This is a genomic window from Microbacterium sp. ET2, from assembly GCF_030347395.1.
GTDB classification, from domain to species: domain Bacteria; phylum Actinomycetota; class Actinomycetes; order Actinomycetales; family Microbacteriaceae; genus Microbacterium; species Microbacterium albipurpureum.
In genome coordinates this window covers 2,724,413-2,750,840 of sequence record NZ_CP128170.1, presented here as the reverse complement: position 1 = coordinate 2,750,840, position 26,428 = coordinate 2,724,413, and the positions used below count along the sequence as shown (strand labels likewise).

The 26,428-nt window shown below is 67.1% G+C and carries 27 protein-coding genes and 2 pseudogenes; 11 read left to right on the top strand and 18 right to left on the bottom strand.

Annotated features, from left to right (window positions below; all coding sequences use genetic code 11):
* Positions 1-4 precede the first annotated feature (4 nt).
* Positions 5-2,342, bottom strand: a pseudogene (gene ppsA, locus QSU92_RS13420) (phosphoenolpyruvate synthase).
* 216 nt (positions 2,343-2,558) lie between these two features.
* On the opposite strand from ppsA, the pseudogene QSU92_RS13415 reads away from it, so the two are divergent.
* Together QSU92_RS13415 and QSU92_RS13410 are read left to right on the top strand one after the other, a co-directional pair.
* Positions 2,559-2,849, top strand: a pseudogene (locus tag QSU92_RS13415) (pyridoxamine 5'-phosphate oxidase family protein); the annotation flags it as partial.
* 68 nt (positions 2,850-2,917) lie between these two features.
* A complete protein-coding gene (locus QSU92_RS13410; RefSeq protein ID WP_289265977.1) occupies positions 2,918-3,103 on the top strand; it encodes a hypothetical protein in 186 nt (61 codons plus the stop codon).
* Positions 3,104-3,165: 62 nt separating this feature from the next.
* Here the strand turns inward: QSU92_RS13410 and QSU92_RS13405 are convergent, their stop codons facing one another.
* The 3 genes from QSU92_RS13405 to QSU92_RS13395 form a co-directional block, all read right to left on the bottom strand.
* Complete coding sequence (locus QSU92_RS13405) at positions 3,166-3,987, bottom strand: carbohydrate ABC transporter permease (protein WP_289262661.1); 822 nt, start codon at positions 3,985-3,987, stop codon at positions 3,166-3,168.
* An 8-nt stretch (positions 3,988-3,995) separates the two neighbouring features.
* Positions 3,996-4,901 (bottom strand): carbohydrate ABC transporter permease, encoded by a 906-nt coding sequence (locus QSU92_RS13400; protein WP_289262660.1) that lies wholly within the window; start codon positions 4,899-4,901, stop codon positions 3,996-3,998.
* Positions 4,902-4,966: 65 nt separating this feature from the next.
* Positions 4,967-6,235: an ABC transporter substrate-binding protein gene (locus QSU92_RS13395; protein ID WP_289262659.1), complete on the bottom strand. Its 1,269-nt coding sequence runs from the start codon at positions 6,233-6,235 to the stop codon at positions 4,967-4,969.
* Between the two features lie 180 nt (positions 6,236-6,415).
* Between QSU92_RS13395 and arfA the strand changes: the two genes are divergently transcribed.
* The 3 genes from arfA (at position 6,416) to QSU92_RS13380 (ending at position 10,019) form a co-directional block, all read left to right on the top strand.
* Positions 6,416-7,930, top strand: coding sequence for an arabinosylfuranosidase ArfA (gene arfA / locus QSU92_RS13390; protein ID WP_289262658.1), 1,515 nt, complete (start codon positions 6,416-6,418; stop codon positions 7,928-7,930).
* Between the two features lie 71 nt (positions 7,931-8,001).
* A complete protein-coding gene (gene otnK / locus QSU92_RS13385) occupies positions 8,002-9,270 on the top strand; it encodes a 3-oxo-tetronate kinase (protein WP_289262657.1) in 1,269 nt (422 codons plus the stop codon).
* A 95-nt stretch (positions 9,271-9,365) separates the two neighbouring features.
* Entirely contained in the window at positions 9,366-10,019 is a 654-nt protein-coding gene (locus tag QSU92_RS13380; protein WP_289262656.1) for a GntR family transcriptional regulator, read from the top strand.
* A gap of 16 nt (positions 10,020-10,035) precedes the next feature.
* On the opposite strand, the gene QSU92_RS13375 is transcribed toward QSU92_RS13380, so the two are convergent.
* The 3 genes from QSU92_RS13375 to QSU92_RS13365 are packed head-to-tail and all read right to left on the bottom strand — an operon-like array spanning position 10,036 to position 12,295.
* Entirely contained in the window at positions 10,036-10,734 is a 699-nt protein-coding gene (locus QSU92_RS13375) for a substrate-binding domain-containing protein (RefSeq protein ID WP_289262655.1), read from the bottom strand.
* 38 nt (positions 10,735-10,772) lie between these two features.
* Positions 10,773-11,462: a hypothetical protein gene (locus tag QSU92_RS13370; protein ID WP_289262654.1), complete on the bottom strand. Its 690-nt coding sequence runs from the start codon at positions 11,460-11,462 to the stop codon at positions 10,773-10,775.
* Positions 11,459-12,295, bottom strand: coding sequence for a hydroxypyruvate isomerase family protein (locus tag QSU92_RS13365; RefSeq protein ID WP_289262653.1), 837 nt, complete (start codon positions 12,293-12,295; stop codon positions 11,459-11,461). The genes QSU92_RS13370 and QSU92_RS13365 overlap by 4 nt, the downstream gene beginning before the upstream one ends.
* Before the next feature lie 144 nt (positions 12,296-12,439).
* Here QSU92_RS13365 and lhgO point away from each other — a divergent pair, with 144 nt between their 5' ends.
* The 3 genes from lhgO (at position 12,440) to QSU92_RS13350 (ending at position 14,905) form a co-directional block, all read left to right on the top strand.
* Complete coding sequence (gene lhgO, locus QSU92_RS13360; protein WP_289262652.1) at positions 12,440-13,630, top strand: L-2-hydroxyglutarate oxidase; 1,191 nt, start codon at positions 12,440-12,442, stop codon at positions 13,628-13,630.
* A 31-nt stretch (positions 13,631-13,661) separates the two neighbouring features.
* Positions 13,662-14,234, top strand: coding sequence for a YdeI/OmpD-associated family protein (locus QSU92_RS13355; RefSeq protein ID WP_289262651.1), 573 nt, complete (start codon positions 13,662-13,664; stop codon positions 14,232-14,234).
* Between the two features lie 116 nt (positions 14,235-14,350).
* Positions 14,351-14,905, top strand: a complete 555-nt coding sequence (locus QSU92_RS13350) for a DUF2510 domain-containing protein (RefSeq protein WP_289262650.1) — start codon at positions 14,351-14,353, stop codon at positions 14,903-14,905.
* Here the strand turns inward: QSU92_RS13350 and QSU92_RS13345 are convergent.
* The 3 genes from QSU92_RS13345 to QSU92_RS13335 are packed head-to-tail and all read right to left on the bottom strand — an operon-like array spanning position 14,900 to position 17,408.
* Positions 14,900-15,679 carry an MBL fold metallo-hydrolase gene (locus QSU92_RS13345; RefSeq protein ID WP_289262649.1) on the bottom strand — a complete coding sequence of 260 codons (780 nt, stop codon included), beginning with the start codon at positions 15,677-15,679 and terminating at the stop codon, positions 14,900-14,902. The two genes, QSU92_RS13350 and QSU92_RS13345, sit on opposite strands and share 6 nt — an antisense overlap.
* Positions 15,680-15,705: 26 nt before the next feature.
* A complete protein-coding gene (locus tag QSU92_RS13340; protein ID WP_289262648.1) occupies positions 15,706-16,536 on the bottom strand; it encodes an alpha/beta hydrolase in 831 nt (276 codons plus the stop codon).
* A 47-nt stretch (positions 16,537-16,583) separates the two neighbouring features.
* Positions 16,584-17,408, bottom strand: a complete 825-nt coding sequence (locus tag QSU92_RS13335; RefSeq protein ID WP_289262647.1) for an alpha/beta fold hydrolase — start codon at positions 17,406-17,408, stop codon at positions 16,584-16,586.
* A gap of 151 nt (positions 17,409-17,559) precedes the next feature.
* On the opposite strand from QSU92_RS13335, the gene QSU92_RS13330 reads away from it, so the two are divergent.
* Complete coding sequence (locus QSU92_RS13330; protein WP_289262646.1) at positions 17,560-20,277, top strand: AAA family ATPase; 2,718 nt, start codon at positions 17,560-17,562, stop codon at positions 20,275-20,277.
* A 135-nt stretch (positions 20,278-20,412) separates the two neighbouring features.
* A complete protein-coding gene (locus QSU92_RS13325) occupies positions 20,413-20,889 on the top strand; it encodes a DUF1345 domain-containing protein (protein WP_289262645.1) in 477 nt (158 codons plus the stop codon).
* A gap of 36 nt (positions 20,890-20,925) precedes the next feature.
* On the opposite strand, the gene QSU92_RS13320 is transcribed toward QSU92_RS13325, so the two are convergent.
* The 8 genes from QSU92_RS13320 to QSU92_RS13285 all read right to left on the bottom strand — a co-directional run bounded on the left by QSU92_RS13320 (position 20,926) and on the right by QSU92_RS13285 (position 24,823).
* Entirely contained in the window at positions 20,926-21,549 is a 624-nt protein-coding gene (locus QSU92_RS13320; RefSeq protein WP_289262644.1) for a cyclodeaminase/cyclohydrolase family protein, read from the bottom strand.
* Between the two features lie 66 nt (positions 21,550-21,615).
* A complete protein-coding gene (locus QSU92_RS13315) occupies positions 21,616-21,795 on the bottom strand; it encodes a hypothetical protein (RefSeq protein WP_289262643.1) in 180 nt (59 codons plus the stop codon).
* A 45-nt stretch (positions 21,796-21,840) separates the two neighbouring features.
* Positions 21,841-22,221 (bottom strand): hypothetical protein, encoded by a 381-nt coding sequence (locus QSU92_RS13310; RefSeq protein ID WP_289262642.1) that lies wholly within the window; start codon positions 22,219-22,221, stop codon positions 21,841-21,843.
* The gene (locus QSU92_RS13305) at positions 22,218-22,967 is read right to left on the bottom strand and encodes an SDR family NAD(P)-dependent oxidoreductase (protein WP_289262641.1); all 750 of its coding nucleotides are present in this window, start codon (positions 22,965-22,967) and stop codon (positions 22,218-22,220) included. Before QSU92_RS13305 ends, QSU92_RS13310 begins: the two co-directional genes overlap by 4 nt.
* Positions 22,964-23,311, bottom strand: coding sequence for a cupin domain-containing protein (locus QSU92_RS13300; RefSeq protein WP_289262640.1), 348 nt, complete (start codon positions 23,309-23,311; stop codon positions 22,964-22,966). Before QSU92_RS13300 ends, QSU92_RS13305 begins: the two co-directional genes overlap by 4 nt.
* Entirely contained in the window at positions 23,236-23,829 is a 594-nt protein-coding gene (locus tag QSU92_RS13295; RefSeq protein ID WP_289262639.1) for a PaaI family thioesterase, read from the bottom strand. Before QSU92_RS13295 ends, QSU92_RS13300 begins: the two co-directional genes overlap by 76 nt.
* The gene (locus tag QSU92_RS13290) at positions 23,826-24,692 is read right to left on the bottom strand and encodes an NAD(P)-dependent oxidoreductase (RefSeq protein ID WP_289262638.1); all 867 of its coding nucleotides are present in this window, start codon (positions 24,690-24,692) and stop codon (positions 23,826-23,828) included. The genes QSU92_RS13295 and QSU92_RS13290 overlap by 4 nt, the downstream gene beginning before the upstream one ends.
* Complete coding sequence (locus tag QSU92_RS13285) at positions 24,689-24,823, bottom strand: hypothetical protein (RefSeq protein WP_289262637.1); 135 nt, start codon at positions 24,821-24,823, stop codon at positions 24,689-24,691. The genes QSU92_RS13290 and QSU92_RS13285 overlap by 4 nt, the downstream gene beginning before the upstream one ends.
* 94 nt (positions 24,824-24,917) lie before the next feature.
* Here QSU92_RS13285 and yczR point away from each other — a divergent pair, with 94 nt between their 5' ends.
* Positions 24,918-26,375 (top strand): MocR-like transcription factor YczR, encoded by a 1,458-nt coding sequence (gene yczR, locus QSU92_RS13280; protein WP_289262636.1) that lies wholly within the window; start codon positions 24,918-24,920, stop codon positions 26,373-26,375.
* Positions 26,376-26,428 lie beyond the last annotated feature (53 nt).

The window sequence follows — 26,428 nt, the reverse complement described above, 5'->3', positions numbered from 1 at the left end:
CGGCTCAGGTCTCGCGTTTCGCGAGCGCCAACCACGTCTCGATGATGCTGTCGGGGTTGAGAGAGATCGATCCGATGCCGTGGCTGACGAGCCAGTCGGCGAGATCAGGATGATCCGACGGGCCCTGTCCGCAGATGCCGACGTACTTCCCTCTCCGATTGCAGGCCTCGATCGCCATCTGCAGCACGCTCAGCACGGCGGGGTTCCGCTCGTCGAAAGCCTCCGCGACGAGATCGGAGTCCCTGTCGACACCGAGCACCAGCTGGGTCATGTCGTTGGACCCGATGGAGAATCCGTCGAAGTGATCAAGGAACCGGTCGGCCAGGAGGGCGTTCGAGGGAATCTCGCACATCATCAGGACCTCGAGACCGTTGTCACCGCGCCGCAGGCCGTTCTCCGCGAGTTTCCGATCGACGGCCGCAGCCTCGTCGACGGTGCGGACGAACGGAACCATGATCTTCACGTTCGTCAGCCCCATCTCATCACGCACGAAGCGCGTCGCACTCCATCGCGAAGCAGTCGGCGAAGCGGTCGGTGACATACCGCGATGCTCCGCGCCACCCGAGCATCGGGTTCTCCTCGTGAGGTTCGTACCGCTCGCCACCCAGCAGATGGGCGTACTCGTTGGTCTTGAAGTCGCTCGTGCGAACGATCACGGATTTGGGCGCGAACGCGGCCGCGATGGTCGAGACCCCTTCGGCGAGCCGCCGGATGAAGTACTCCCGTGGCGTCCCGTAAGGGCTCGTGCGTGCGGTGATCTCGTCGCGCAGCGCATCATCCATCGAGGCGCAATCCAGCAGTGCCTGCGGGTGGATGCCGATGAGCTCGTTGATGATGAACTCCAGTCGCGCGAGCCCGACTCCGGCGTTGGGCAGCGCCGCGAACGCGAAGGCCTGATCGGGCGCACCGACGTTCATCATCAGCCCGACGGGGATCGGCGGCATCGGATCGATCCGGGTGTGCTCCTCTGAGAAATGCGCACGTCCGGCGAAGACGTGGCCCTCATCGCCGTCGCTGCAGCTGACCGTCACGAGCGCACCGTCGGTCAGTTCGCGCGTCGCGGTGACCGTGCCGACGACGGCGGGGATGCCGAGCTCGCGTGCGACGATCGCTGCGTGGCAGGTGCGACCGCCGCGATCGGTGACGATGGCGGCGGCCTTCTTCATCACCGGCTCCCAGTCGGGGTCGGTCATGTCGGCGACAATGACATCGCCGTCGTGCACCCGCTCCAGGTGCTCGGCGGATGACATCACCCGCACGCGCCCGACGCCGATGCGACGACCGATCGCGCGCCCCGAGATGAGCAGGTCGCCGTGCTCGCGCAGCACGAAGTGGTCGAGGGTCACTCCGTCCTCTCGAGACACGACCGTCTCCGGGCGCGCCTGCAGGATGTACAGGCGCCCGTCCTGACCGTCGCGCGCCCATTCGATGTCCATCGGCCGGCCGTAGTGGTCCTCGATCACGAGCGCGGAGCGCGCGAGTTCGGCGACCTCGTCGTCGGTGATGCTGAACTGCCGGCGCTCGGCGTCGGGAACGTCTTCGAAAATCGTGCTGTGCCCGACGGTGCTCTCGGCGGCGAAGCGCAGGGCGAGGGCCTTCTCACCGAGGCTTCGGCGCAGGATCGCGGGCCGTCCCGCGCGAAGGCCGGGTTTGTAGACCAGGAACTCGTCGGGGTTGACCGCGCCCTGAACCACCGCCTCCCCCAGCCCGTACGCACCGGTGATCAGCACGTTGTCGCGGAATCCCGACTCGGTCTCGACGGTGAAGATCACGCCCGACGCGCCGATGTCGGATCGCACCATGCGCTGCACGCTTGCGGACAGTGCCACGTCGGAGTGCGCGAAGCCCTGGTGCACGCGATAGGCGATCGCGCGGTCGTTGTAGAGCGAGGCGAACACCGCCTTGATGGCCGCGAGGATGTTCTCGATGCCGCCGATGTGCAGGAACGTCTCCTGCTGCCCGGCGAAGGAGGCATCCGGCAGGTCCTCGGCGGTCGCCGAGGAACGCACCGCCCAGGTGGCGCCCGTGGCCCCGGCATCATCGTCCACCACCGCCGCGAAGGCCTCGCGGATGTCGCGTTCGAGGTCGGCCGGGAGGGGCTGGGCGTTGATCATCCCGCGGATCTCGGCTCCGGCCCGGGCAAGCGCCGCCACATCGGACACCTCGAGCGTCGCCAGGATCTGCGCGATGCGATCCGCGAGCCCGTCGCCCGCGAGGAAGGTCCGGTAGGCCCGCGCTGTGGTGGCGAATCCTCCCGGCACCCGCACACCGCTGGATGCCAGGCGCGAGATCATCTCGCCGAGGGAGGCGTTCTTGCCACCCACCTGGGGCACGTCCGCCATGCCGATGTCGGCGAGCGCGATGACGCTGCTGACTTGCTCCGCCTCTCCGGGGTGATCGGTTCCGACGGCCGGGCCTCGCGAAGCGGCGAGGGGATTCATGGCCATCGTGACCTCTTTCGATGTCGTCCGATCGGTGCACGGTCAGTGTCAAATGACGGTCGCGAGCGGGTCAGGCCGAAGGTCCCGTCGCGCACAGGGGGCGATGCCGCGGGACCAATGTCCTTGCCCCGCTCTCCGCCTGTCGGGAGACTCCCCACGAACAGCCCGCTGCATCGATGGTGTACGGCCACCGGGCGAGGAGGAACACTGATGGATGACATCACCGCAGCGCCCGTGTGGGGCCTCAGTGAGGACGAGTGCTGGAACCTGCTCGCACGTGGTCAGGTGGGTCGCCTGGCGGTGTCGATCCAGGGGGAGCCCGACATCTTCCCCATCAACTACGTGACCGACGGACCGCACGTGCTGTTCCGCACGGCGCCCGGGTCGAAGCTCGCCGAGCTGTCAGCGAACCCCCGCATCGCGTTCGAGGTCGACGAGTACGACGACAACGGTGCCGCGAGCGTGGTGTTCAAGGAATGGCGACCCGCCTCGAACTGCAGAGCGAGATCGACGCGGCCGAGGCGCTGCCGCTCACCCCGTGGATCCCGACCCTCAAGTACCGCTGGGTGCGCCTCTCCCCCACCTCGATCACGGGCCGACGCTTTCAGCGCGGACCGGAGCCCGACCGCTACGACGCTGCCGCGAACGATCAGTGGACGTGAACGGTGCCGAGGTTTTCGTCGGCTCTCCCTCGTCGGCGATGCGTCCGGTCCATAGCCGCCTATCAGCCCTTCACGGCGCCAGCCGTCATGCCGCTCACGACGAAACGCTGAACGAACATGTAGAAGATGATTGCAGGGAGCGTGAAGAGCAACGACGCCGCCATGATGCTCTGCGTCGACACATTCTGCTCACCGATGAAGCCTGCCAAGCCGACGGTGGCCGGCTGGATCGACTTGTCGAACACGAAAGTCACCGCAAAGACGAATTCGTTCCATGCACTGAAGAAGGCGATGACGGCGGCAGCGGCGATCGCCGGTGCGATGAGCGGAACGATGATGCGCCCGAGAATGGTCAGTGGACGACCACCGTCGACCCGAACCGCCTCGTCCAGTTCGCGTGGGACGCCATCGACGGCTCCTTTAAGAATGAGCGCGACGACCGGGAGGGCGAATGCGGTGTTCGCGAGGATCAGTCCCTGGAGTGTGTTGAGCAGGTCGAACTGACCGAACAGGGCGAAAAGCGGCACGACGAGCAGCGCTTCGGGCAGCATCTGAGTGAACAGGAGAGCCAGCACCAGCACGAGCATGCCCTTGAACCGGTAACGCGACAGCGCGTAGGCAAGCGGTACGCCCAGCCCGATCGACAGCACGGTCGTACCAGCGGCGACGATGAAGCTGTTGACAAGCCACCGGACGAGCTCGCCGTCCTGGATCACCTCGGCGAAGACCGAGAGCCGGGAGAGGTCCGGCAGGAGTGTGACGTTTGGGCTATAGAGCTGCGCATTCGGTGTCAGGGCGGTGACGAACATCCAATAGATCGGAAATGTCGCCAGTCCCAGAATGACGAGAACCGCGATGACACGCGCCGAGACGCCCCAGGTCATTCGTCGCTTCATGATTCCTTCCCCGCTCCACGCGCCACGAATCGCGCGCCGATGATGATGATGAGCGAGATGACGATCCCGACCATGCCGATGGCAGCTGCGGAACCGAGTTGCTGCGCTTCGAATGCCTGCGAGTAGAGCCCGATGACCAGGGTGCGTGTGTTTCCCGAAGGACCACCACGCGTCATCACCCAGATGATCTCGAACCGGCGCAGCGCCCAGATGGTCATCAGCACGGCGACGAGACCCACCGTCGGCTTGATGACCTGCCAGGTCACGACGCGGAAGACCGTCCATCTTCCCGCCCCGTCCACCTCCGCAGCCTCGATGAGATCCCTCGGCACGGACTGAAGCGCGGATAGCAAGACAACCGCGACGAAAGGGACCAACTGCCAGATCGTGGTCAGAAGCACTGCAGGCAGTGCGAGTTGCGCGTTGTCGAGGACGCCACTGCGGCCGGGATCGATGCCGACACCCCTCATCAGGACGGTGAGCACGCCGTACTGAGGGTTGTACATCCAGATCCAGATCAGCGCGACAGCAATGCCGGGCGCGGCCCACGGAATCGTGACGAGCGAGCGGGCGATGCCGCGACCAGGGAACTTGCCATTCAGCAGCAGCGCGACGACGAGCCCGATTCCGACCGCTCCGACGACGCTCACCACCATGTAGATGAGCGTGGTGAGGAGTGTCCGCTGGAACGCCGCATCCGAGAAGATCGCCATGTAGTTGTCGAGACCCACCCATTCATTTCGAGTGGGGTTGAGGAGAGACGTCCGGGTGAAGCTCAGCCAGAATTCCTGCACTAGCGGGATCATCTGGAAAAAGAGGATGTAGACAGCCGCCGGTGCGATGAACAGATAGGGCGTCCAGGCGCTGCCCGAGACGCGGCGACGGCGGCGGCGCGCGCTCACTGGCTTCGACGACGGTGCGGAGGAGGGGGCCGCGCCGTGCGGCGCGACCCCCGGAGAAAGTCGGCTCACTGGCCCACAAGCTCCTCTGCCTGCTGCTGCGCGTCCTGCAGTGCCGTCGCCATGTCCTTCTCGCCCTGAAGCGCCGAGAGGACCTCGGTGACGATGATGGTGCGCAGCTCGGGAGTCCGCGCTTCGTAGCCGAGAACGAGCTGAGGCACGCCCGACTCCGTCATCGAGTCGAGGACCGGCAGGAACGGGTAGAGCTCGAGGCTCTCGGCACTCCGCTCCGTATCGATAGCCACACTGCTGGCGCCGAGCACTTCCTGGAGTTGTGTCTGCTGCTCCGGCTGGAGCAGCCACGTTATGAAGTCGACCACGGCGTCCTTATGCTCGCTGTTGACGTTCATGACCATCGGCGTGAGCAGTGTGCCCTGCGAACGCACGGGGAAAGGGATTTCGGCGACACTGAAGTTCAGGTCGGGGTTGTTCGCGGTGGTGGCCGTCGCGTATCCGCCGTTATTGATCTCCATTCCGACCAGTCCCTCAGCGAACATCTGGCGGAACGTAGCGGCGTCAGCACCTTGCGGGATGACAGGCATGTCGTAGAGCATCTGGAACGCTTCCATTCCCTCGATGTTCTCCGGCGAGTCGATGGTGAGGGACTCTCCGTCCGACCAGCCGCCGCCGAACCCAAGCACGTAATTCTGGATGTCCTGCCACACGCCGGCCTCCTCCGCCTGCGTCTGACGGAACGCCAGTCCGTACGTCTCACCCTGCGTGAGCTCCTGGGCGATCTCGACGAACTCCTCGAACGTGGTCGGGGGCTCCGGGATCAGGTCTGCGTTGTAGAACAGTCCGTAATTTGAGTTCTCGAACACGACACCGTACCGCTCACCATCCTTGACTAGGTATTGGTCCGGTCCGGGGGTAAGCCCGAGCGCGTCCGCATCGATGCTGTCAGTCAGCGGCTCGAGGAGGCCAGCCTCAGCCGCCGATTCGAATTCCGCCATATTGAAGCGGATGAGGTCAGGTCCCGATCCGGCGCCCATCTGCGTGAGAATCGTTTGCGCGAATGTCGGGAAAGGCACCGATGCCGGTTCGACGATCACGGCATCCTGACTGGAGTTGTACTCATCGAGAAGCGCCTGCAGCCCCTCGCCGCGGCCCGGATCACCGAATGTCGAGGCAGCGAAGGTGATCGTCACTGGCTCACTGCCCGTCGTGTCCCCGGTGTCGTCAGCGGCCGGCGAGCACCCCGCCACCACCAACGCGCCGGCGGCCAGCAGTGACAGTCTGGCGAGTGTTCTGAATCGCTGTTCGGGTCGTGCGCGCATTCTTACTCCTTCGTAAATTGGTGCGTCGAGGTGGCATCCACTTCGAGCGGATAGCTTTGCCACTAACCGCAGACTATAGTATAGTTGGGCCGAGGATCAATACCGCTCAGTCACTCGCACCCTGCCCCACGCTGAGGCCGGGTGATAGGACTCTTCGTCTGATGCAAAGGAATGCACGGCATGGCCAACTCCCGTATCGTCATCGACCACGACTTCACCGTCGGCCCCGTCAATCCGCGCTTATTCGGCTCCTTCGTCGAACACCTCGGGCGTTGCGTGTACGACGGGCTGTATGAGCCGGGACACCCACTCGCTGACGAGAACGGGTTCCGCAGCGACGTGATCCATCTGGTCAAGGAGCTCGGCATCACCACGATCCGTTACCCGGGCGGGAATTTTGTGTCCGGCTACCGGTGGGAGGACGGCGTCGGCCCGAAGGACCAGCGACCCCGTCGGCTCGATCTCGCGTGGCACTCGATCGAGAGCAACCAGTTCGGTCTCGACGAGTTCGCGAAATGGACCGAAGCGGTCAACAGTGAGGTGATGCTTGCGGTCAACCTGGGCACGCGTGGTCTGGAAAACGCGATCGAGCTCCTCGAATACGCCAACGTCCGAACCGGAACCACGGTCTCGGAGCAGCGGGCAGCCAACGGTCACCCCGAGCCGTACGGCGTGAAGATGTGGTGCCTGGGCAACGAAATGGATGGTCCGTGGCAGATCGGGCACAAGACCGCCGATGACTACGGAAAGCTGGCAGCGCAGGTCGCCCGCTCGATGCGGAAGACCGACGGGTCGATCGAACTCGTGGCCTGCGGCAGTTCTAATCGTGAGATGCCCACGCATGGCGAGTGGGAACGCGTTGTTCTCGAGCACACCTACGACCTCGTCGACTACATCTCTTGCCACGCGTACTTCGAGGAGCAAGACGGGGATCTTCTCAGCTTCCTCGCTTCGGGCACGCAGATGGACGACTTCATCAAGGAGGTCGTCGCTGCGATCGATCACGTGAAGTCCCTCAAACGAACCGACAAGACGGTTAACATCTCGTTCGACGAATGGAACATCTGGTACCGGAGCCACTACCCCAAGGCAACGCGGCCCAACGGTGTCGACGAGTGGGGCGTGGTGCCCCGCCTGCTCGAGGATGTCTACACCGTCGCCGACGCCGTCGCCTTCGGTGGACTGATGATCACGCTCCTTCGCAACGCGGACCGCGTGACCTCGGCGAGCCTCGCCCAGCTGGTCAACGTCATCGCGCCCATCATGACCGAGCCGGGCGGTCCCTCCTGGCGACAGACAACGTTCTTCCCATTCGCGCAGGCCTCGGCCCTCGGTCGAGGCGAGGCGCTGCAGGTCAAGATCACAAGCCCGTCCCACTCCACCGACCGTTACGGCGAGGTGTCCACGATCGATGCGGTGGCAACCTACGACGCTGCGCGCAACGCCACGACGGTGTTTGCGGTGAACCGCGGGAACACCGAAACGGTCGACCTCGACATCGTCCTTCGAGGAGACCTCATGGCCGCCACCGTGACAGCAACCACGCTGAGCGACGATGACGTGTACGCCGCGAATACTCTCAGCGCTCCCGAGCGGGTGACTCCCCAGGCGAACGACACGGCCGCCATCTCCGGATCGAGCGTCACGGTGTCTCTTCCGCCCGTCTCATGGACCGTCATCGATATCCGCCACTGACGACCCAACATGCCCACGAGAGTGTTCGCGAGCCGATGCGCTCGTCTCGCGCGAGTCCGCGAGGAAATCGCATGATCGGCGTCATTGCCGATGACTTCACCGGGGCCACCGATGTCGCTGTCGCTTTCCGTAGCGAGGGAGCGCGCACCGCGATAGTCTTCGGCGATCCCTCCCCGGATGTCTCCCTGCCTTCCGCCGACGTCGTCGTCGTTGCATTGAAAACCCGGACAATTCCGCCGGACGTCGCCGTCGAACAGTCCTTGAGGACGGCGAGGCTGCTGCTGGCCGACGGTGCGACACAGCTGTACTTCAAGATCTGTTCGACATTCGACTCGACGTCCCGCGGGAACATCGGTCCCGTCGCCGACGCTCTCGTCGAACTGCATGGCGGCAACTTGACCACCGTCGTGGCTCCGAGCTCGCCGCGTCACGGACGACGGCAGCTGTTCGGTCATCTCTTCGTCGGCGCGGAACTCCTCAGTGATTCGCCCATGCGGCACCACCCGCTGACTCCCATGACGGATCCGCGAGTACCGTTCCTGCTACAGCAACAGACACGGCACCGTGTCGGCCTCATCGACCTGCCGACCGTGATGTCGGGGAGTGAAGCCGTGGTACGGGCGCTGGCGGGGGCGCGAGCCAGGGGCGAACGATATGTCGTCGTGGATGCCGTCAGCGTCAACGACCTCGACGTCATTGGTGAGGCAGTGCGGAACGCTCCGCTCATGATCGGCGCCGCAGGGCTCGCGGCAGGCGTGGCTCGAGCCCTGTGGCGAAATACCCCGCCCTCCTTAGATGAAGCCGACACCAGCGCGACGGCAGCGTCGACGGCGACCACGCGAGGCGTCGCAATCGCCGGCAGCTGCGCGGCGCGGACGCTCGAGCAGATCGAACACATGAAGCGGTCCACGCCGTCGTATCGGATCGATGCCTTGACGAGCGGCGACCCATCGGAGCTCGCCCGACGAGCTCTCGCGTGGTTCGACAGCCTGTCCGGGACAACGTCCGCGCTGATCTACACCTCTTTGCCATCGCAGCAATTGCGGACAGTTCAAAACGCGCTCGGAACCGAGCGAGCATCGATGCTTCTCGAAGGGGCGCTCTCCAGTGTCGCCATCGGGCTCGCAGACCGTGGGGTCCGTCGGCTCGTCATCGCCGGTGGCGAGACGTCCGGGGCGGTGGTCGAGGCGCTGCGCATACGCTCGGCACTCATCGGGTCTGAAGCCGCGGCGGGTGTTCCCTGGGTGCACAGCCTGGACGAGCGTCGCATCCAGCTCTTGCTCAAGTCGGGCAACTTCGGCGGAATAGATCTTCTGACGACCGCGACTGCGTGTGCCTGAAACCCGAATACTATATTGACTGCCATCTCTTGTGAACAGTCGAACGGATAGCCGCTGTGTCGCCACCTTCTTCACGCAAACCACTGGCCGACCGCATGTACGACATCCTGCTCGAGCAGTTCATGGACGGAACGCGTGGAGCGGGTGAACCACTGAACATCGGGGCGCTCACCCGGGAGCTCGACGTCAGTCAAACGCCGCTTCGCGAAGCGCTCGCTCGACTCGAGCACACTGGTCTCGTTCGCCGTGAAGCGCTGAAGGGGTATAGCGTGGCGCCGCAGTTCAGTGCTGTAGAACTTGAGAAGCTGATGGATGCGCGTCTCGTGATCGAACCGACGCTCGCGGCGAGGGCAGCGGAGCACACGACCGGGGAATTCCTCACCGAACTTCGTGATTCGATCGACGACCTCGAGCGATCGTCGAGGGAGGCGGACACCGACCCGAACTCATTCCGGTTGTACTGGAGTTCCGACGATCGATTTCACCTTCTCATCGCGCATCAGAGCAACAATGAGTTCCTCGAAGGCGCCTACCGCTCCCTCAGCGGCCAAGTACAGCGCTACAGACTCTTCGTGAAGGCTGGTGCCACCCACGCTCACTCGGCAGCAGAGGAGCACAGCGCGATCTACAACGCTCTCGAGACCGGAGCGCCGGAGCGAGCGGCGCAACTGATGCGCGTGCATATCGAACGAGCACGTGACCGGGCGCTAGACGGTGCTACCCTCAGCGACGCCGACGAACCGGCCTGACGGGCGCGGCCGCACCTCAAACGGGTTCCAGCTTGGATCGCCGGTAGGGCTGCCGCGCATCCTGTGAGGCGAGGAACGCCAGAGTATTGCGAGCCCGTTGATCAGCGGTCGCTCCTGCGACCAAGGCGCCCGAAAACTCTGTCACGTGGTCGATCTCGACCGGAAGCGGGCCGACGATCTCGATACCCTCGACGAACGCCAACTCGCTCAATTGCTGCACTGCGAGATCAGCTCGGCCATCTACGATTGCCGTCCCGGTGAAGCCCGCCCTGAGCACCGTTGCGCGGGATGCCACTTCCTCGAGGACGCCTAGGCGCGCAAGGACGTCGCGCAGATAAATCCCGCTTGCACCCGTTTCCGAATAGGCCACCGATCTCGCGCTCGTCATCGCCTCCACGAATTCCGTCACGGACGACAAGTCCGGCGGCGACGCGCCTGGCGCGACGGCGACGCCCACGCGTGTTCGAGCGAGGGGCACCACAGATGCAGAGTCGACCAGCCCTTCCTCGGCCAAGTCCTGCAAAGCGGCCGTGACGGCGACGATGACATCCGCCCTCTCCCCCGCCCGCAGTCGCCGCGCAAGTCCGACCGTGGGGTCGTACACCAGATCGAGATCGGCGCCTGTGGCGGCAGTGCACGCAGCACGCAGCTCGTCGTCGAGGGCCTTGCGCGTGGCCAACGTGCTGAACAGCGTGACAGGCCGTTCGTCCATCATCGATGCGCCTTCCTCGGCGGTTATACGAGCACTGACCATTAGCCGACGAGCGACTTCATGAGCGCTGCCGATGCATGGGGTCCGGAGATCACCGGAATGTCGAGCGCGTCGCGGAGCCCCTCCGCTGCGGGCGCCAGTGAATACTGCGCTAGCAACACGGCATCCACTTCTTCTCGAAAAGGATCGATGGCGCCACGCAGTGTGTCGAGCAGGGCTACGTCATCACGCGCGGTGGTCGCCTGGAGTGCCCCGTCGGCCACAGTGGCCGACACCGATAATCCGCCAGCGGCTTCGGATACAGCCGCGCGTAAGCGCTGCGTCGAGTCGTCGACGGCCGCTGCCAGCGACCCGACGACGAGAATGCGGGGGTAGGCACCGTCAATCGCGAGAGCGAAGGAGGCTTGGTCAGCGGCGAGTACGGGGACAGCTTCGCTGTCGAACTCTTGGGCGACATCCCCGTACAGCGAACAGGTCAACAGAACTCCCTCGGAGCCCTCCGCGACCGCATGCTCTATGAGTCTGACCATGCGTGCACGGAGAGGAGGAGTGAGTCCGCCCTGTTCGTTCGCATCGACCAATAGTCGGTCATCAACCAGGTTCCAGGGGATGGCATCGGGAAAGACGTCCGCCAGCCCTCGCACGGCCGGCTCCACCGCAGCGAATGTGGCGCTGATGAGGGCGATGGTGGGAGCACCGCTACGGACGCCGGCTTGATCTACCGTGCTCATGAGCCGTACTGCTTCATCCATGACAATCCCGTCGCCGTCTCGTTGAGAGGCCGGTATTCGCATCCGATCCATCCGCTGTATTGCAAGGTGATGAGCTCGTCGAACACGTTCTGCCAATTGATCTCGCCGCTGCCTGGCTCAGATCGCAGGGGGGGATCCGCGATCTGCACGTGGCGGATGAGGGGGAAGAGGGCGCGGATTCGAGTGACGACGTCACCCTGCGTCACCTGACAGTGGTAGACATCGAACATCAAACCCAGGTGCGGATTATTGACCGCTTCGACGATCGACGCTGCTTGCTCGATCGAGTCGAGCACGAAGCCCGGTGCATCACGTCGGTTCTGCGCCTCGAGCAGGAAGGTCACGTCCGTACCCGCGGCCTGCTCCGCGGCCCAGGCCGCGTTGGCGACGAATTGCGCGTAGGCACGATCCCACCGCACGTGGTCGGGTCGGGCACCTCCCATGAGGTGAATGTAGGGACTTCCCAACGCCGTGGCGTACTCCAATGCACGACGGATCCCCTCTCGAAAGTCGTCGACGTGATCGGGGAGGCATGCGTATCCAGACCGACCGACCGTGCCCGGTGCGCCGCTCGGCGTATTGATGAGCACCTGCACCAACCCAGCGTCATGGAGACGAGCGAGAAGTCGGTTGGGGTTGTGGTCGTAGGGAGATGAGTACTCGACACCACGAAACCCCTCTCGTGCTGCGGCGTCGAAACGCTCCTCAAAAGGCAGTTCTGTGAACAGCCACTTGAGATTGGCGTCGAACCGCAGCGAGGACGGGCCACGTGTTGCGAAACCATCGGCAGGCGACAGCTGGGGCGGCGTCATGGCACTCCCTTTGGTGAGGAGATATTGCGGAGTCTGGGCTGGGACCCTCTTGTTGCAGCGAGTCGGAGGGCTCTGGCGCCTATAGTATAGTGAAATAGACCGCGACGCATCCCGGTCGTCCATTCTTTTAGGAGGCCACGCCCAATGGAGAACCGCATCGTCGTGGCTGGTGCCGGCATCGTCGGCTTGGCAACTGCTGCTGAGCTGACGCGCAGGGGTCATCGGGTGACGGTGATCGACAAGGAAGCGCGCATCGCCGCCCACCAGACGGGCAACAACTCCGGCGTCATCCACTCAGGGCTCTACTACCAACCGGGCAGCCTGAAAGCCAAGATGAGCACAGCCGGCGCCGCATCAATGACCGCATTCGCTCGAGAGTATGGGGTTGCGCACGAAATTTGCGGCAAGCTCGTCGTCGCGACGAAGCCCGACCAGCTGCCAGCACTCCACGAACTCCAAAGGCGTGGCGAGGCGAATGGGGTTCCCTGCCGCCTCCTGACTCCCGGGGAAGCCCGGGAGTTCGAACCCCACGTTGCCAGTGTCGCGGCGCTCAGAGTGGAAACGACCGGGGTGGTTGACTACCCCGGTGTATGCGTAGCCCTCCGTTCGATCATCGAATCGGGCGGCGGGGAGATCGTCTTGAATGCGCAGATCACTGAGATCCGTCCGAGGGAGAAGGGTGTCGTGGTCGTCACGAGGGCGCGCGAGTTCGACGGCGTCGGTTTCGTGAACTGTGCTGGTCTTCACAGTGACCGCCTCGCTCAGATGGCAGGCCTACGCCCTGACGTGAGAATCGTGCCCTTCAGGGGGGAGTACTTCGATGTCCGGCCCGAAGAGGCGGATCTCATCAAAGGCCTGGTTTATCCCGTTCCTGATCCCGAGTTCCCATTCTTGGGTGTTCATTTCACACGCATGCTCGACGGCGCGGTCCATGCCGGGCCGAATGCGATCTTCTCGCTCGCTCGGGAGGGCTATTCGTGGCGAAGCATCAGCGCGCGGGACGCTCTGGAGAGCGCGCAGTGGCCCGGTCTTTGGCGCCTCGGCGCGCGATTCTGGCGAACCGGGCTCGACGAGTTGCTGCGCTCCCTGTCACGGAAGCGTGTGCTCGAAACGCTGCGTGAGCTTGTTCCAGAGCTGTCGGATCACAGTATCTCTCGTGCCCACGCCGGCGTACGAGCCCAGGCGCTTCGCCGCGACGGTCGACTGGTGGACGACTTCGCGTTCGCCACCGCCCGCCGGCAAGTGCACGTGCTCAACGCTCCGTCCCCAGCGGCGACGGCGTCGCTCGAGATCGCCAAGCGCGTGGCGGACGAGGTCGAGAGTCAGGTCCACTAGCGCTGTCGGCGCCGGCGTCTACCCTTCCATCATGGTCGCCGCCTCCGCCAAGCCCGAGCTGCACGTCGACACCGTCGACGAGTGGGAACGCTGGCTGGAATCCGATCCCAGTCCTGACGGCGTGCGGCTGCGCGTCCGGAAGACCGCGTCGCGCAAGCCGGGCATCACCTACGCCGAGGCCCTCGATGCGGCGCTGTGCTTCGGCTGGATCGACGGCCAGAAGCAGGCGCTCGACGCCGACTACTTCCTTCAGGTCTTCACTCCCCGCAGGCCCCGCGGGGTGTGGTCGAAGGTCAACATCGCGCACGCGGAGCGCCTGATCACCGAGGGACGGATGCGCCCCACCGGTCAGCGCGAGATCGACCGCGCGAAAGCCGACGGACGCTGGGACGCCGCGTATCGTCAGAGCGACGGCCACATTCCCGCCGAGCTCCAGGCAGCTCTGGATGCCGACCCCGTCATCGCCGCCGCGTTCGCCGCCCAGTCGGCGCAGAACCGCTTCGCGATGACGTTCCGCATCGGCAACCTCAAGCGGCCGGAGTCGCGCGCTGCGCGCGTCGCCCAGTACGTCGCCATGCTCGAGCGAGGTGAGACGATCCACTAGGGCGAAGCTGCGGCAGCTCGTGGCGAGGAAGATGCACTTCACCCCAGACACCGGAAGCTTTCGGAGTTACTCTGGGCGGGCGCGCCACTGGAGACGCCAACCGAAGGACCACGACGATGAACCCTCCCCCTACGCCCCCGGCCGGCTGGTACGACGTTCCTGCCGGAGGGAAGCGCTTTTGGGACGGAAGGAGCTGGTCGGCCGATGTCGTGGGTGCGCCGAATGCGACAGCGGAGTATGAGGCGCTCGATCCGTTCCTTCCGCCGCCGCGCGCGACGGCTACCGTCGCGACCGTGCCGATGACCCCCCTCGTCGAGTCTCCGCCCGCCGGGTGGTATCCGGGCCCGACGGGAGCGCTGCGGTGGTGGGACGGCCGACAGTGGGGCCCGTTCGCGCCGCCGGTCTCCCAGGGCGGCGCGCCCGCCAGGGACGTGGGAATCGCCTACCTCTTCCTGCTCCTCCTCGGAGGCGTCGCCGCGCACCGCTTCTATCTCGGCCTCATCCCCTCCGCGATCGTCTTCAACATCCTGTGGTGGGGTGGGTGGCTGCTGTCGATCCTGCTGATCGGGATACCGATGATCCTCGCGGCGGCGATCTGGTGGGTGGCGGATCTGTTCCTCCTCCCCAGCCTGTCGCGACGCGCCAATGCCGTGCGGGGGATCGGGCTATAAGTCCACCGCTACCCCGTCGGGGAGCCACCGCACCCTCTCGCGCACCGCAGTCGGCGCCATATCGATAGCCCGCCGCAGCCCCTCCTCCCCATCACGGAAGTGCGACCACCCGTTGTAGTGCGCCGGCACCGCGACCCCCGCCCGCAGCGCCTCGACGAAGCGCACGACGTCACGGCCCGTCATCGTGTAGGTCAGTGGCCCCGTCGCGGGGAATCCCACCCCGCCGGCGTTGACGATCGCGACATCCACCGTCATCCCTCCGGCCACACGAAGAAGCTTCCGGGTGAGCACCGTGTCGCCGGTGATCCAGAGATCCGGATGCGGGCGGTGCTGCCGCCGCAGGGTGAACCCGATCACGTCCCCGACGATGGCTCGACTGAGGGGCGGCCCATGCCGCCCCGGCGTCGCCAGCACGCGAAGAGCCTCCTTGCCCTCATCCTCGAGGAGGATCGACTCGTCGGGCTGCAGCCCGCGCGCCGATACCATCCCCAGCCGCCGAGCCCCACTGTGCGTCGTGATGACATGCGTCGCGCCAGGCAGGAGCGCGCGGCCCGCGTCATCCAGATTGTCGGCGTGATGCTCGTGACTGAGCAGGATGACATCGACCGGGCCTATATCCGCGGCCGTCACGAAGGGCCCGGTCGTCTTCGTGCTCGACGTTCCGAGGGCGAAGGCGTACCGTCGTCCCGGCGGGTCGAAGGTGGGGTCCACGAGGATGCGCCACCCACCCAGCTCGACGAGCATGGTCGGGCCGCCGATCCGCGTGAGGCGCATCCCCGTCCCCCGCCGGTCGGCGACGCTCAGGCGTCGGTCCGCGCTGACAGCGGCCGCGCGTGCTGCAGTGCCCAGTCGAGTGCGTAGTCGGCGACGGCCTCCCACCCGGGTTCACCGCAGGTCCAGTGGCCGCGGCCCTCGAACTCGTAGTAGTCCGTCAGCGCCGGCGACTTGCCCCAGTGCTTGGCATTGGACTTGTTCACCGCCGGGGGCATGATGTGGTCGACGCTCCCCCCGATGAAGAGCAGCGGCGCGCGGTCGACCGAATAGTCGACCCACGTCTCCTGGTGCCCGGGCTGGAAGTTCGCAAGCAGTCCGTAGGCCCACACCCAGTTGCCAGGTGCCGGGATCGCATAGCGCTCCCACGCGGCATCCGATTCTTCTCGGCTGAGAGCGTTCGCGAACGCGTAGTGCCACTCCTCCTGGGTGAAGCCGACGGCGCGGTGGAAGTTGGCCGGGTTCTTCAGCGCGGGGAAGAGCGACCGCGCCTGCGACAGCGGCGTGACGCGCACGCCCTCGGTGGGTGCGGAGTCGATCGCGACTCCCGCAGCGCCGAGCCCGCGGGCGAGCAGCATCTGCGTGAGCAATCCGCCGAAGGAGTGCCCCATGATGATCGGCGGAGCCGGGAGCGCCTCGATGACGCCGGCGAGGTGCTCGACGGTCTCGGGCACCGTGAGGTTCGCGATGACGTCGGTGTTCTCACGCAGCGCTTCGACCTCGATCTCGAACCCGGGGTAGGCCGGGGTGATCACGGTGTAGCCCTTGGCTTCGTAATGCGCCTTCCACTCCTCCCAGCTGCGCGGGGTGACCCAGAGGCCGTGGACGAGGACGATCGTGTCGGGGGTGTCGGTGCTCATGAGAGGTCCTTTTCGGATCGGTGGAGCGCGGGTGTCGGAGCGGGCGGTCAAGAACGGATGAAGCGGAGCAGGTCGCCGTGCAGGCGCTCGCGTTCGGTGTCGGGCAGGCCGTGCGCCCCGCCCTCGTAGACGAGGAGTTCGGCGTCGCGGATGCCCGCGGCCGACAGGCGTCCGCTGATCTCGAACGGCACGATCTGGTCGTCGTCGCCGTGGATGACGAGCGTCGGCACGTCGACCTTGGCGAGGTCGGGCCGGAAGTCGGTGGCCGAGAACGCGGCGATGCACTCGTAGGCGTTGCGGGTGCCCGAGGCCAGGCCCTGCAGCCAGAAGGCGTCGCGGGTGCCCTGCGGCACGTCGCCGGTGCGGTTGTTGCCGAAGAAAGGTCCGTCGGCGAGGTCGCGATACAGCTGGGACCGGTTGGCTGCTTCGCCCGCACGGATATTGTCGAATACGGCGATCGGCAGCCCACCCGGGTTGTCGTCGGTCTGCACCATCATCGGCGGCACGGCCGAGACCAGCACGAGCTTCGCGACCCGCGCGGAGCCGTGGCGAGCGACGTAGTGCAGCACCTCTCCCCCGCCGGTCGAGTGCCCGACGAGGGTGAGGCTCTGCAGGTCGAGGTGGTCGATGAGGCAGGCGAGGTCATCGGCGTAGGTGTCCATCTCGTTGCCGTTCCACGTCTGCGTCGATTTGCCGTGTCCGCGGCGGTCGTGGGCGATCGCGCGGTGGCCCTGCTGGGCGAGGAAGAGCGCCGTCGCCTCCCACGCATCGGAGTTCAGGGGCCACCCGTGACTGAGCAGCACGGGTGCGCCGTCACCTCCCCAGTCCTTGTAGAAGATCTGCGTTCCGTCATCGGTGGTCACGTAGGGCATGGGATCCTCCATCTGCTCGACGCCAGCGTGGCCCGGTGGTGGCGTGGGTGCACCACGTGGATCACGTAGTCCTTCAGGGGCTGCCCGCGGTTTGCACGGAAACAGAGGCTTCCCCTCGTGGGAGCGGTACCGCTACCCTGACCGCATCGACGTGGGACGGACTCTGCTCGGGCGTGCGGAGGAGTCGGAGCGACTCCGCGCGCTGCTGGCTGGTGTCCGCAACGAGGCCGGCGGCGCACTCCTCGTCATCGGGGAGCCCGGCATCGGGAAGACCTCGCTCGTCGAGTCGGCGGTGCACGATCAGACGCAGACCCTACGCGTGCTCGCGATCCAGGGCGTCGAGGTCGAGTCAGGCATCGCGTACGGCGCGCTGCAGCGGCTCGGCGGTCCGCTGATCGCGTTCGTCGATGACATCCCTGATACCCAGCGTGCGGCGCTGCGCATCGCGGCGGGGCTCGACGAGGGTCCGCCCCCGCAACCACCCCTCGTCGGCCTCGGGTTCCTCTCGCTCCTCGCCCGCGCGGGCGCCGACCGCCCGACGCTCTGCGTCGTCGATGACGCTCATCACGTCGACGCCGAGTCGTTGCTCGTACTCGGCTTCGTCGCTCGTCGGCTCTCGGCCGAGCGCGTCGGCGTCGTCGTCGCGGCCCGCGCCGACGAGGGCGCCGAGGGCGCACTCGCGGGGGTGCCACGCATCGAGCTCGGCGGACTCGGCACCGAGGCGGGCTCGGCGCTCCTCCGCCGCGGAGTGGATGGTGAGCTCGACCCCACCGTGGCCGCCGAGTACGTGCGCTACACCGCCGGCAACCCGCTCGCGCTCCGCGAACTCGCCACCGAGCTGTCGGCCGCGCAGCTGACGGCGACGGCGATCGCGCACTCCCCCATTCCCATCGGCGGCCGGCTCGAGACGATCTACACCCAGCGGATGGCGGAGCTCCCCGCACCCAGTAGAGACTGGCTGCTCGTGGCGGCCGCCGAGTCGTCCGGTGATCCGGCTGCGGTCCAGGCAGCTGCCGATGCGCTCGGAATTCCGCCCGATGCGTCGGCACCGGCCGAGGCCATCGATCTCGTCTCGGTGCGCAACACGGTGCGGTTCCGGCATCCGCTCATCCGGTCGGCCGTCTACGGCGCCGCCACCGACGCGGCCAGGCGCCGGGTGCACCGCGCACTCGCTGATGGCGCTCGTCGGCGTGAGCAGCTCGACGTTGCGGCGCACCACGCGGCCGCCGCCGTGCACGGGACCGACGCCGAGGTCGCCGCCGAACTGGCCGCCGCCGCCGACACCGCCGGCGCCCGCGGTGGCATGCTGTCCCGTGCCCATCTACTTGCGCGGGCGGCGGAACTGACACCGGACGCTTCGGAGGCGAGCGATCGCTCGGTCGCTGCCGCCGAAGCGGCTCTCAGTGCGGGGGCAGCGCGCCTTGCGATGCAGCTGCTCCCAGGGAGCGACGTCGACCTCACCAGCGTGGGGCGAGCTCGCAAGCTCATCGTCGAGGCGATGGCCGGGCTGTTCCTGTCCGACCCGGAGGGCCTGCGTACGGGAATGGCGAAGCTCATGTCGGCTGCCGACCTCGTCGGTGACGTGGCACCCGGCCTTCGCCGGCAAGCGCTGCTCCTCGCCCTCAATTCGGCCACGGTGACCGAAGAACAGGCCCTCGGCGCCACAGTGCAGGAACTGGGTGCTCGGATGCGCGAGGCATCGCAGGGCGACGACATCGCAGCGGTGGTCCTGCAGGCGGCGAGCGCGTTCATCCTCGACGACTACGCCACCGCCGCGCCCGTGCTGCGGCGCGCGACCGAGGCGTTGCGGGCGGAGTCAGGAGCGGGTCTGACGTCGCTGGCCTTTTTCGTCACCGTCCCGTGCGTCGCACTGTGGGATTGGGATGCCGCGGCCGAACTCCTGCGGCGTTCGGCCGACATCGGGCGTACCACGGGTGCGCTCCGCGACGTGGATGCCTGCATGTGGATCCTGAGCGCGGTGGAGCTCAGCCGTGTGAATCCGAAGGCGGCCCTCGACTATGTGGAGCAGTCGGCAGAGCTGCGTCGAGCCCTGGGCTTCGGCGACGAACAGGCGGTCAATGCCGCCCTCCTCGCGTGGCAGGGCACGCCGTCGACGGTGGTGGAACAGATCACCCATGCCATCCACGAGGCGGGGTGGGGCGGAATCTCACGGATGGCCGTGGGAGCGATCGCGATCAACGAGATCGCGGCCGGGTCGTATGAGTCGGCGTTCGAGCGGCTGACGCCGCTGGTGCGGCATCCCTTTCTGCAGGCGAGCTTCCATCACCTGCCGGAGTATGTCGAGGCCGCTGTTCGCAGTGGCAACCGTGCGGCGGCGCAGTGGGCGCTCGACCGGATCCAGGTCTGCGCCGATGCCAGCGGTTCGACGGTGGCGCGGGCACTGTTCATGAGGTCGCTGGCGCTGCTGTCGGATGACGCCGATGCCGAGCGGCACTTCGTCCAGGCGATCGCGCTCTTCCCGATGTCGCATCGGGGCGACACGGGGCGAACCCGCCTTGTGTATGGCGAATGGCTCCGTCGCGTGCGCCGGCGCACCGACGCCCGGGGGCAGCTCGCGCATGCTCTTCGCGACTTCGAGGCCGTCGGCGCGACGACCTTCGCCGAGCGCGCGCGCCGGGAGATCCTCGCCGCGGGCGGCACGGTGCCGTCGGGTTCTACGCCGGTGGATCCACTGAGCAGCCAGGAGCGTCAGGTCGCCCTGCTCGCCGCTCGAGGCGCGACGAACGCCGAGATCGCCGCGACCATGTTCATCAGCCCGAACACGGTCGACTACCACCTGCGCAAGGTCTTCCGGAAGTTGGAGATCAGTTCGCGGCGGCAGCTGGCTGACCGGTTCACGCGGGACTGAATCGACATCCGCGCATTCTCGCCGGGACGCGCGACGGCCGCTACGCTTCGGCCATGCCGCTGGATGGAGCATCCACACCTCACAGCGTTCGTGTTCTGGACCGCGTACTCGTCGGGGTTCCTGATCCTCACGCACATGACCTTCAGGAAGGCTGACGCGGGCACTCTCAAGGTCTGGCTGGCGGCCACGAACTCGCCGAGCCGAAGCCTCGCCATCCCCTCTTCCGCTGCCCAGTGGGCTGTGTTGGCGGTCATCGCCGTCGTTCTCGTGCTCGTGCTGCCAGGACTGCTCGACAGTGTCCTCGCGAACGCACTCAGCTTCGCCGTCGTCATCACCGCATGGCTCGTCACCGTCACCGCTTACGCGGTTCACTATGCCCGATTGAACACACAGGAGGAGTCGCTGGAGTTCCCCGGCAGAAGTGGGATCCCGCCGGTCTTCGCCGACTACTACTACCTCGCCGCCCAGCTCGCGACGACGTTCTCCTCCTCCGACGTGAACATCCTCACGACACGCGCGCGCGCCATCGTCACAGGGCAGACCTACATCGCATTCGCCTTCAGCACCTTCATCATCGCGATGCTGATCAGCGTCCTCTTCCTCACGAACTGACGACCACAACGACGCGATCGGAACCCACTCGCAGGTTCAGCGGGAACGCAGGTGGGTCGCGATGCTGTCGCACTCCGATCGTTTCTCGGCGAGCTCGGCGAGGTCTTGGTGAAACTCCTCGACGCGCGGGTCGAGCTGATCATCCTGCGTCCTATGCCGTTCCAAGAGGTCGAGGTTGGCCTCCGCAGTGAGGTGCGCGCCCTCGAGCGCAGCGCGCAGCGCCTCCGCAGCGACACGCAGATCCGCCTCGACGTGACGGTTACCGATGTCGGCCAACAGGCGGACGTCGTCGAGAAGGGATACGCCGATGCGACCGATCGAGAGCGACGACTCGATCGCCTCCACCGTCGCCTGTCGAACCGCCCGCTCGCGTTCCGGCCCATCGCTCATCGCGAGGGAGGCGCCGAAAGCGGCGGAGCGAACACCATCCTCCTCGGCCGCCCGCGTCGCCGCCCGCCGCCTGCCGCGCAATCGCCCGACAGCCCGTTCCGCCTCGACATCATCGGGCGTGTAGGCCGCGACCATGCCGAGCAACGCCGCGGAGATCGCCGTCATGACAGCACACGCGGCGCCGCCGCCCGGCGCCCCCCGCGCCTCGGCGAGACGGCCCAACCATTCCTCGAGCGGCGTCTCAGCAGGAACGATGTCGTCGTGGCTCATATCGCCGACGCTACCCCGCCACCGACCAGCACCTCGCACGTCAACTCGTTCCTGCAGGAGATCGCGTCACCGCACAGGCCGATACGGCTCCTCCTGCACCGCGTGCGCGAGCACGAGCTTGAGCGCGAGCATGACCGGGAGCCAGCCCCACATCTCGGGCGACGGCGTGTAGACGGCGGCCATGAGGGCGAGCGCACAGAACCCGAGCGCGACCGGGCGCTCCAGATAGAGAGGCACGGCGCGCACGAGGGCTGTCCCCGCGAGGATCGCGAGGTACCACAGCAGGCCCCATCACCAGAGGTGCGGCGGGTAGACCAGCCCGACGATGATCGGATGCACGTGCAGCGCCGTGAAGAGCACCGGCCGCCGTACGAGCCGCCCACCGACCGACCTCCCGGTCGCCGACGGCGGACCGAAGTGATCGCGCTTCGCGGCGTTGAGCCCGTTCGCCACGACGCCGCCGACGACATCCAGCGCGATGATCGCCGCCACGATGTAGAGCACGACGTTCCAGTCGACGTTCTCGATCCACGCGGCGATGACGATGAGAGCCGCCCCCGCCACGCCGACCCCGTACGTCAGCGTCTTCTCCGCCCGCGTCGCGCCGGCACCGAGGAGCGCATCGCCCTTCGCGTCGGGCGCGGTCCAGTCCACGGCGCTGTCGGTCTTCATCGCACCCCTCCCGCCACATCGAGCACCGTGCCGGTGACGTAGCCGGCGTCGCTCGTCGTCAACCACTCCACGGCCGCCGCGATCTCGTCGGGATTCGCCGGTCGACCGAGTGGCGAGCGGGCGCCGACCTCGGCGGCCCGGGTGGAGCGTCCGGCGCGCGCGTGAATCGTGGTGTCGGTCGTCCCGGGGCTGACGGCATTGACGCGGATGCCGGCAGCGGCGACCTCCTTCGCAAGCCCGACGGTCAGCGCCTCGACGCCCGCCTTGGAGGCGGCATACCAGACGTACTCCCCCGGCGCCCCGGTGCGGGCGGCGATCGAGGAGACGTTGACGATGCTGCGGTCAGCCTGCACCGCTCTTCCCTCCCAGCGACGGACGACCTCGCGGCACACCCGCAGCGCCCCGACGAGGTTGACGTCGAGCACACGCGCGACCGTGTCATCCGCCACCGTGGCGACGGGTCCGATCGGGCCGGTGACGCCGGCGTTGTTGACGACGATGACCAGGTCGCCGAGATCCTCGGAGGCGGCGATCATCCGCTCCGGCCCATCCGGATCGGTGACGTCGCATCGCAGCGCCCGCACCGACCCACCCGACGCCGCGGCTTCCGCCACGGTCTCGGTCGCCCCCGCCTCATCAGATGTGTAGGTGAACACCACGCTGTAGCCGCGCCGCACGAGCCTCGCGACGATCGCGCGTCCGATGCCGCGGCTGCCTCCGGTGACGAGGGCGACGGTCCGGGTCATCCTCTCTCCTTTATGTCCTTGTGCTCGACCGGCCTGTTCGTGTGCTCGGCCGGGCCGAACACGACGATCACGTCGAGCGGCTCTTCGATCTCGACGAAGCGGTGCTCCTCGCCGGCCGGCACGAACAGCATGGCGCCGGGCACGGCGGCGACTTCACCGGTGGGGGTGCGGAGGATGCCGCGTCCCGACCGCACGAGGTAGATCTCGTCTTCGGTGTGCGGCTGTTGCGGATCCTCCGCACTCGCCGGGAGGACGTAGCGACCGACGCTCAGGGCGGGGACCCGCAGCACCTCGTCGTAGCGGATGGCCTCAGCAGCGTCATCCCCGAGTCTGATCTCGTGCACCAGTCGTCTCCTCTCTGTGTCGTGTCGGTTCTGTGTCGTGTCGGGCCGGAGCGATCTGCCGCCTCGCCCCGAACGGTCATGACCGCACTCTCGGCGATGGCGACGAGGCGATTCTCGTCGTCACGGATCTCGCAGCGGTAGTGCGAGACGGTGCGTCCGGCGTGCTCGCACCATGCCCCCGCCGCGAGCGTCGTGTGCCACACCGGGCGCAGGAAACGGACGCTCAGCTCGATCGTCGCGAACGACTCCCCCTCGCGGATGACGGTGGAATGCGCCGTTCCGATTGCGGCGTCGGCGAGCTCGGCGATCGTGCCACCGTGCACCGTCCCCTGTTGGTTGCCGTGCACCCCGGTGGTGACTGCCATGCGGACCGTCGCCGCGCGTTCATCGACGGCCACGATCTCGATCCCGAGCAGCTGGGAGATGGGCGTCGGGTAGTGCAGCAGCGTCGCGTCACCGGTCAGGAGCTCACCGGCGACACGACGCTGCAGGTAGGTGAGGACGGGGAGGGACGTCATGATCGCCGCCCCGCGGTGCGCGCGCGATAGGCCGTGATGACGGCGGCCATGTCATCGCCGCCATGACCGAGTGCCTGCGTCTCGGCGTACAGCTCGAGGCACGCGTCCATCAGGGTCGCGGTCGTGCCGTTCTCGCGGGCCGCGGCGACGACGAGGCGGGCGTTCTTGGCGACATCCGGAATCGCCGCCTGCGGCGCGAAGTCTCCCGCCACGATCGCGGCCGCCTTCGCGCGCGACACGAACGACGCCATCGGGCCGGCGCCGAGGATCTGCTCGAGCAGTCGTACGTCGAGCTCGTGCGTCTCGGCGAAGTGGAACGACTCGGCGAGCCCGCTGACCAGCGTGATGAGAAAGGTGTTGACGGCGAGCTTCATCTGCATCGCCCGCGGCGGCTCGCCGCACCGCACGATCATCGCGCAGACCGGGTCGAGCAGCGGTGCGACCTCGTCGACGGCGTGGGGGCTGCCCGCCAGCATCCCGATCAACGCACCGTTCAGCGCCGGCTGCCGCGAGCCCGACACCGGTGCCTCGACGTAGCGACCACCGGCGGTGGTGATGCGCGCGGCGAGCTCCGCGGAGTAGGCGGGCCGCACGGTACTCATCTGCACGAGCGTCGTCTGCCGCAGGTCGGCCGGCGCGACGATCTCATCGACGGCCCGCTCATCGGTGACCAAGACGAACACCGTCGCGCACCGGTCGAACACGTCGGCGGCGGAGTCGGCGACCTCGGCACCCGCCTGAACGAGGGGCGCGGTGGCTGAGCGGGTGCGGTTCCAGACGAGGAGCGGATGCCGCGACTGCAGCCGCGACGCGATCGCCGACCCCATGAGGCCGAGGCCGATGAATCCGAGAAGGTCGGTCATTCGGGTCTCCGTGTGTCGTAATCGTCACGGGTGGGCCGTGGTCCCGGATCGTCCCCCTGCACGACCAGCATCGTCCAGGCGATGAGGACGGCGATCGACGCCGCGACGATGAACAGAGCCACCCAGAGCATTCAGGACCGCCTTCCCGCATCCACTTCCTGCCAATGTCTGAGCCAACTGCGTCGGTGGGCTGGCGCGCGCGGTCCAGTTGGGGATGCTGGATTCATGTCCGTCCCCGCCACCCGCCTGTCTGCACGCCAGCTGCTGTCGATGACGGGAAGCCTCGGAGCCGAGCGCGTTGCCTACACCGAGCTTGCGGGGCGCATCCGGCTGCTCATCGCCGACGGGCGCATCCCCGTCGACACCCAGCTGCCGTCGGAACGTGAGCTCGCCGTGCTGTCGGGCCGCAGCCGCACCACGATCGCTGCGACCTACCAGGCGCTCCGCGACAGCGGGCACCTGGTCAGCCGGCAGGGGTCGGGCAGTCGCGCGACCCTCCCCCACCTCCGGGATGTCTCGCGCCGGCCGAACCAGGCCGTGAACTTCGCCGGGTCGATCCCCCCGCCGGTCGCGGGGTTGCGGGAGCTCATCGCCGAGACGATGGCGGAGCTGCCCGACATCACGACCTTCCCGGGCTTCGACCTCCTCGGCAACGACGGGCTGCGCCAGGCGATCGCCGACCGGTACACCGCGCGCGGACTGCCCACGGTGCGCGACCAGATCATCGTGACCACGGGCGGCCAGCACGCCATCGCGCTCGTGGCGCAGACGCTGGTCACCCGGTCGGATCTCGCCCTCGTCGAGTCGCCGACCTACCCGCACGCCTACGAGGCGTTCCAGCGGGCGGGGGCGCGGATGCTTGCGACTCCCGTGACGACCGCGGGATGGGACATCCCTCACCTCGTCGCGACCATCCAGCGCACGCGCCCCGTCGCGGCCTATCTCATCCCCGACTTCCACAACCCGACGGGAGCGTCGATGGCGCCTTCGGATCGAGCGCGAGTCGTCGCTGCGGCGCGGGCTGCGGGCACGACCCTGATGATCGACGAGGCGACGGTCGACCTGTCGATCGACCGCGCGTGGAATGACGGGCCCTTCGCCCGCCACGCCGCGCGACACTTCGGAGCAGAGGGATCGGGCATCATCACCTTGGGCTCGCTGTCGAAGTCGATCTGGAGCGGGCTGCGGGTCGGGTGGATCCGGGCGGACGAGTCGGTGATCCGCCGCCTGGTGCAGGCGCGGCCCGCCGGCGACCTCGGCACCCCGCCGATCGAGCAGCTGATCGCGGAGCGCGTGGTGCGCAGGTTGGACGAGCTGGTTCTGGATCGCCAGCGAATGCTGCGGGAGCACCGCTTCGCGCTGCATGAAGCGCTCCAGCGACGGCTGCCGCAGTGGACGACGCCGTGGCCGGACGGCGGCCTGTCGCTGTGGGTCCAGCTGGATCATCCGGGCAGTTCGGCACTGACCTCGATCTGCCAGGCACGCGGGATGTCGCTGATCGCCGGGCCGAAGTTCTCCATCGACGGGTCGCTCGAGCGGTTCCTGCGGATCCCTTTCACGACACGCGTGGAGGACCTGGATGCAGGGGTCGGGATGCTCGCGGCTGCGTGGGAGCAGGTGGGCGCGGGGTCGGCAGGTTCCGGGGCGGCGGCGGGAGTGCGGCAGCCGGCGTCGGCGCTGTGACGGCGAGGCGCGCCCGACGGCTCTGGCTGTCAAGGGGCTCGGCGAGGCGTAGT

Bases quoted from the DNA above. Each gene is read 5' to 3' on its own strand.
- QSU92_RS13410 (WP_289265977.1), top strand. From the start codon at position 2,918: ATGGCGACCCGCCTCGAACTGCAGAGCGAGATCGACGCGGCCGAGGCG.
- QSU92_RS13405 (WP_289262661.1), bottom strand. From the start codon at position 3,987: ATGACCTGGGGCGTCTCGGCGCGTGTCATCGCGGTTCTCGTCATTCTG.
- QSU92_RS13395 (WP_289262659.1), bottom strand. From the start codon at position 6,235: ATGCGCGCACGACCCGAACAGCGATTCAGAACACTCGCCAGACTGTCA.
- arfA (WP_289262658.1), top strand. From the start codon at position 6,416: ATGGCCAACTCCCGTATCGTCATCGACCACGACTTCACCGTCGGCCCC.
- otnK (WP_289262657.1), top strand. From the start codon at position 8,002: ATGATCGGCGTCATTGCCGATGACTTCACCGGGGCCACCGATGTCGCT.
- QSU92_RS13380 (WP_289262656.1), top strand. From the start codon at position 9,366: ATGTACGACATCCTGCTCGAGCAGTTCATGGACGGAACGCGTGGAGCG.
- QSU92_RS13375 (WP_289262655.1), bottom strand. From the start codon at position 10,734: ATGATGGACGAACGGCCTGTCACGCTGTTCAGCACGTTGGCCACGCGC.
- QSU92_RS13370 (WP_289262654.1), bottom strand. From the start codon at position 11,462: ATGAGCACGGTAGATCAAGCCGGCGTCCGTAGCGGTGCTCCCACCATC.
- QSU92_RS13365 (WP_289262653.1), bottom strand. From the start codon at position 12,295: ATGACGCCGCCCCAGCTGTCGCCTGCCGATGGTTTCGCAACACGTGGC.
- lhgO (WP_289262652.1), top strand. From the start codon at position 12,440: ATGGAGAACCGCATCGTCGTGGCTGGTGCCGGCATCGTCGGCTTGGCA.
- QSU92_RS13355 (WP_289262651.1), top strand. From the start codon at position 13,662: ATGGTCGCCGCCTCCGCCAAGCCCGAGCTGCACGTCGACACCGTCGAC.
- QSU92_RS13350 (WP_289262650.1), top strand. From the start codon at position 14,351: ATGAACCCTCCCCCTACGCCCCCGGCCGGCTGGTACGACGTTCCTGCC.
- QSU92_RS13345 (WP_289262649.1), bottom strand. From the start codon at position 15,679: ATGCGCCTCACGCGGATCGGCGGCCCGACCATGCTCGTCGAGCTGGGT.
- QSU92_RS13340 (WP_289262648.1), bottom strand. From the start codon at position 16,536: ATGAGCACCGACACCCCCGACACGATCGTCCTCGTCCACGGCCTCTGG.
- QSU92_RS13335 (WP_289262647.1), bottom strand. From the start codon at position 17,408: ATGCCCTACGTGACCACCGATGACGGAACGCAGATCTTCTACAAGGAC.
- QSU92_RS13325 (WP_289262645.1), top strand. From the start codon at position 20,413: ATGACCTTCAGGAAGGCTGACGCGGGCACTCTCAAGGTCTGGCTGGCG.
- QSU92_RS13320 (WP_289262644.1), bottom strand. From the start codon at position 21,549: ATGAGCCACGACGACATCGTTCCTGCTGAGACGCCGCTCGAGGAATGG.
- QSU92_RS13310 (WP_289262642.1), bottom strand. From the start codon at position 22,221: ATGAAGACCGACAGCGCCGTGGACTGGACCGCGCCCGACGCGAAGGGC.
- QSU92_RS13305 (WP_289262641.1), bottom strand. From the start codon at position 22,967: ATGACCCGGACCGTCGCCCTCGTCACCGGAGGCAGCCGCGGCATCGGA.
- QSU92_RS13295 (WP_289262639.1), bottom strand. From the start codon at position 23,829: ATGACGTCCCTCCCCGTCCTCACCTACCTGCAGCGTCGTGTCGCCGGT.
- QSU92_RS13290 (WP_289262638.1), bottom strand. From the start codon at position 24,692: ATGACCGACCTTCTCGGATTCATCGGCCTCGGCCTCATGGGGTCGGCG.
- QSU92_RS13285 (WP_289262637.1), bottom strand. From the start codon at position 24,823: ATGCTCTGGGTGGCTCTGTTCATCGTCGCGGCGTCGATCGCCGTCCTC.
- yczR (WP_289262636.1), top strand. From the start codon at position 24,918: ATGTCCGTCCCCGCCACCCGCCTGTCTGCACGCCAGCTGCTGTCGATG.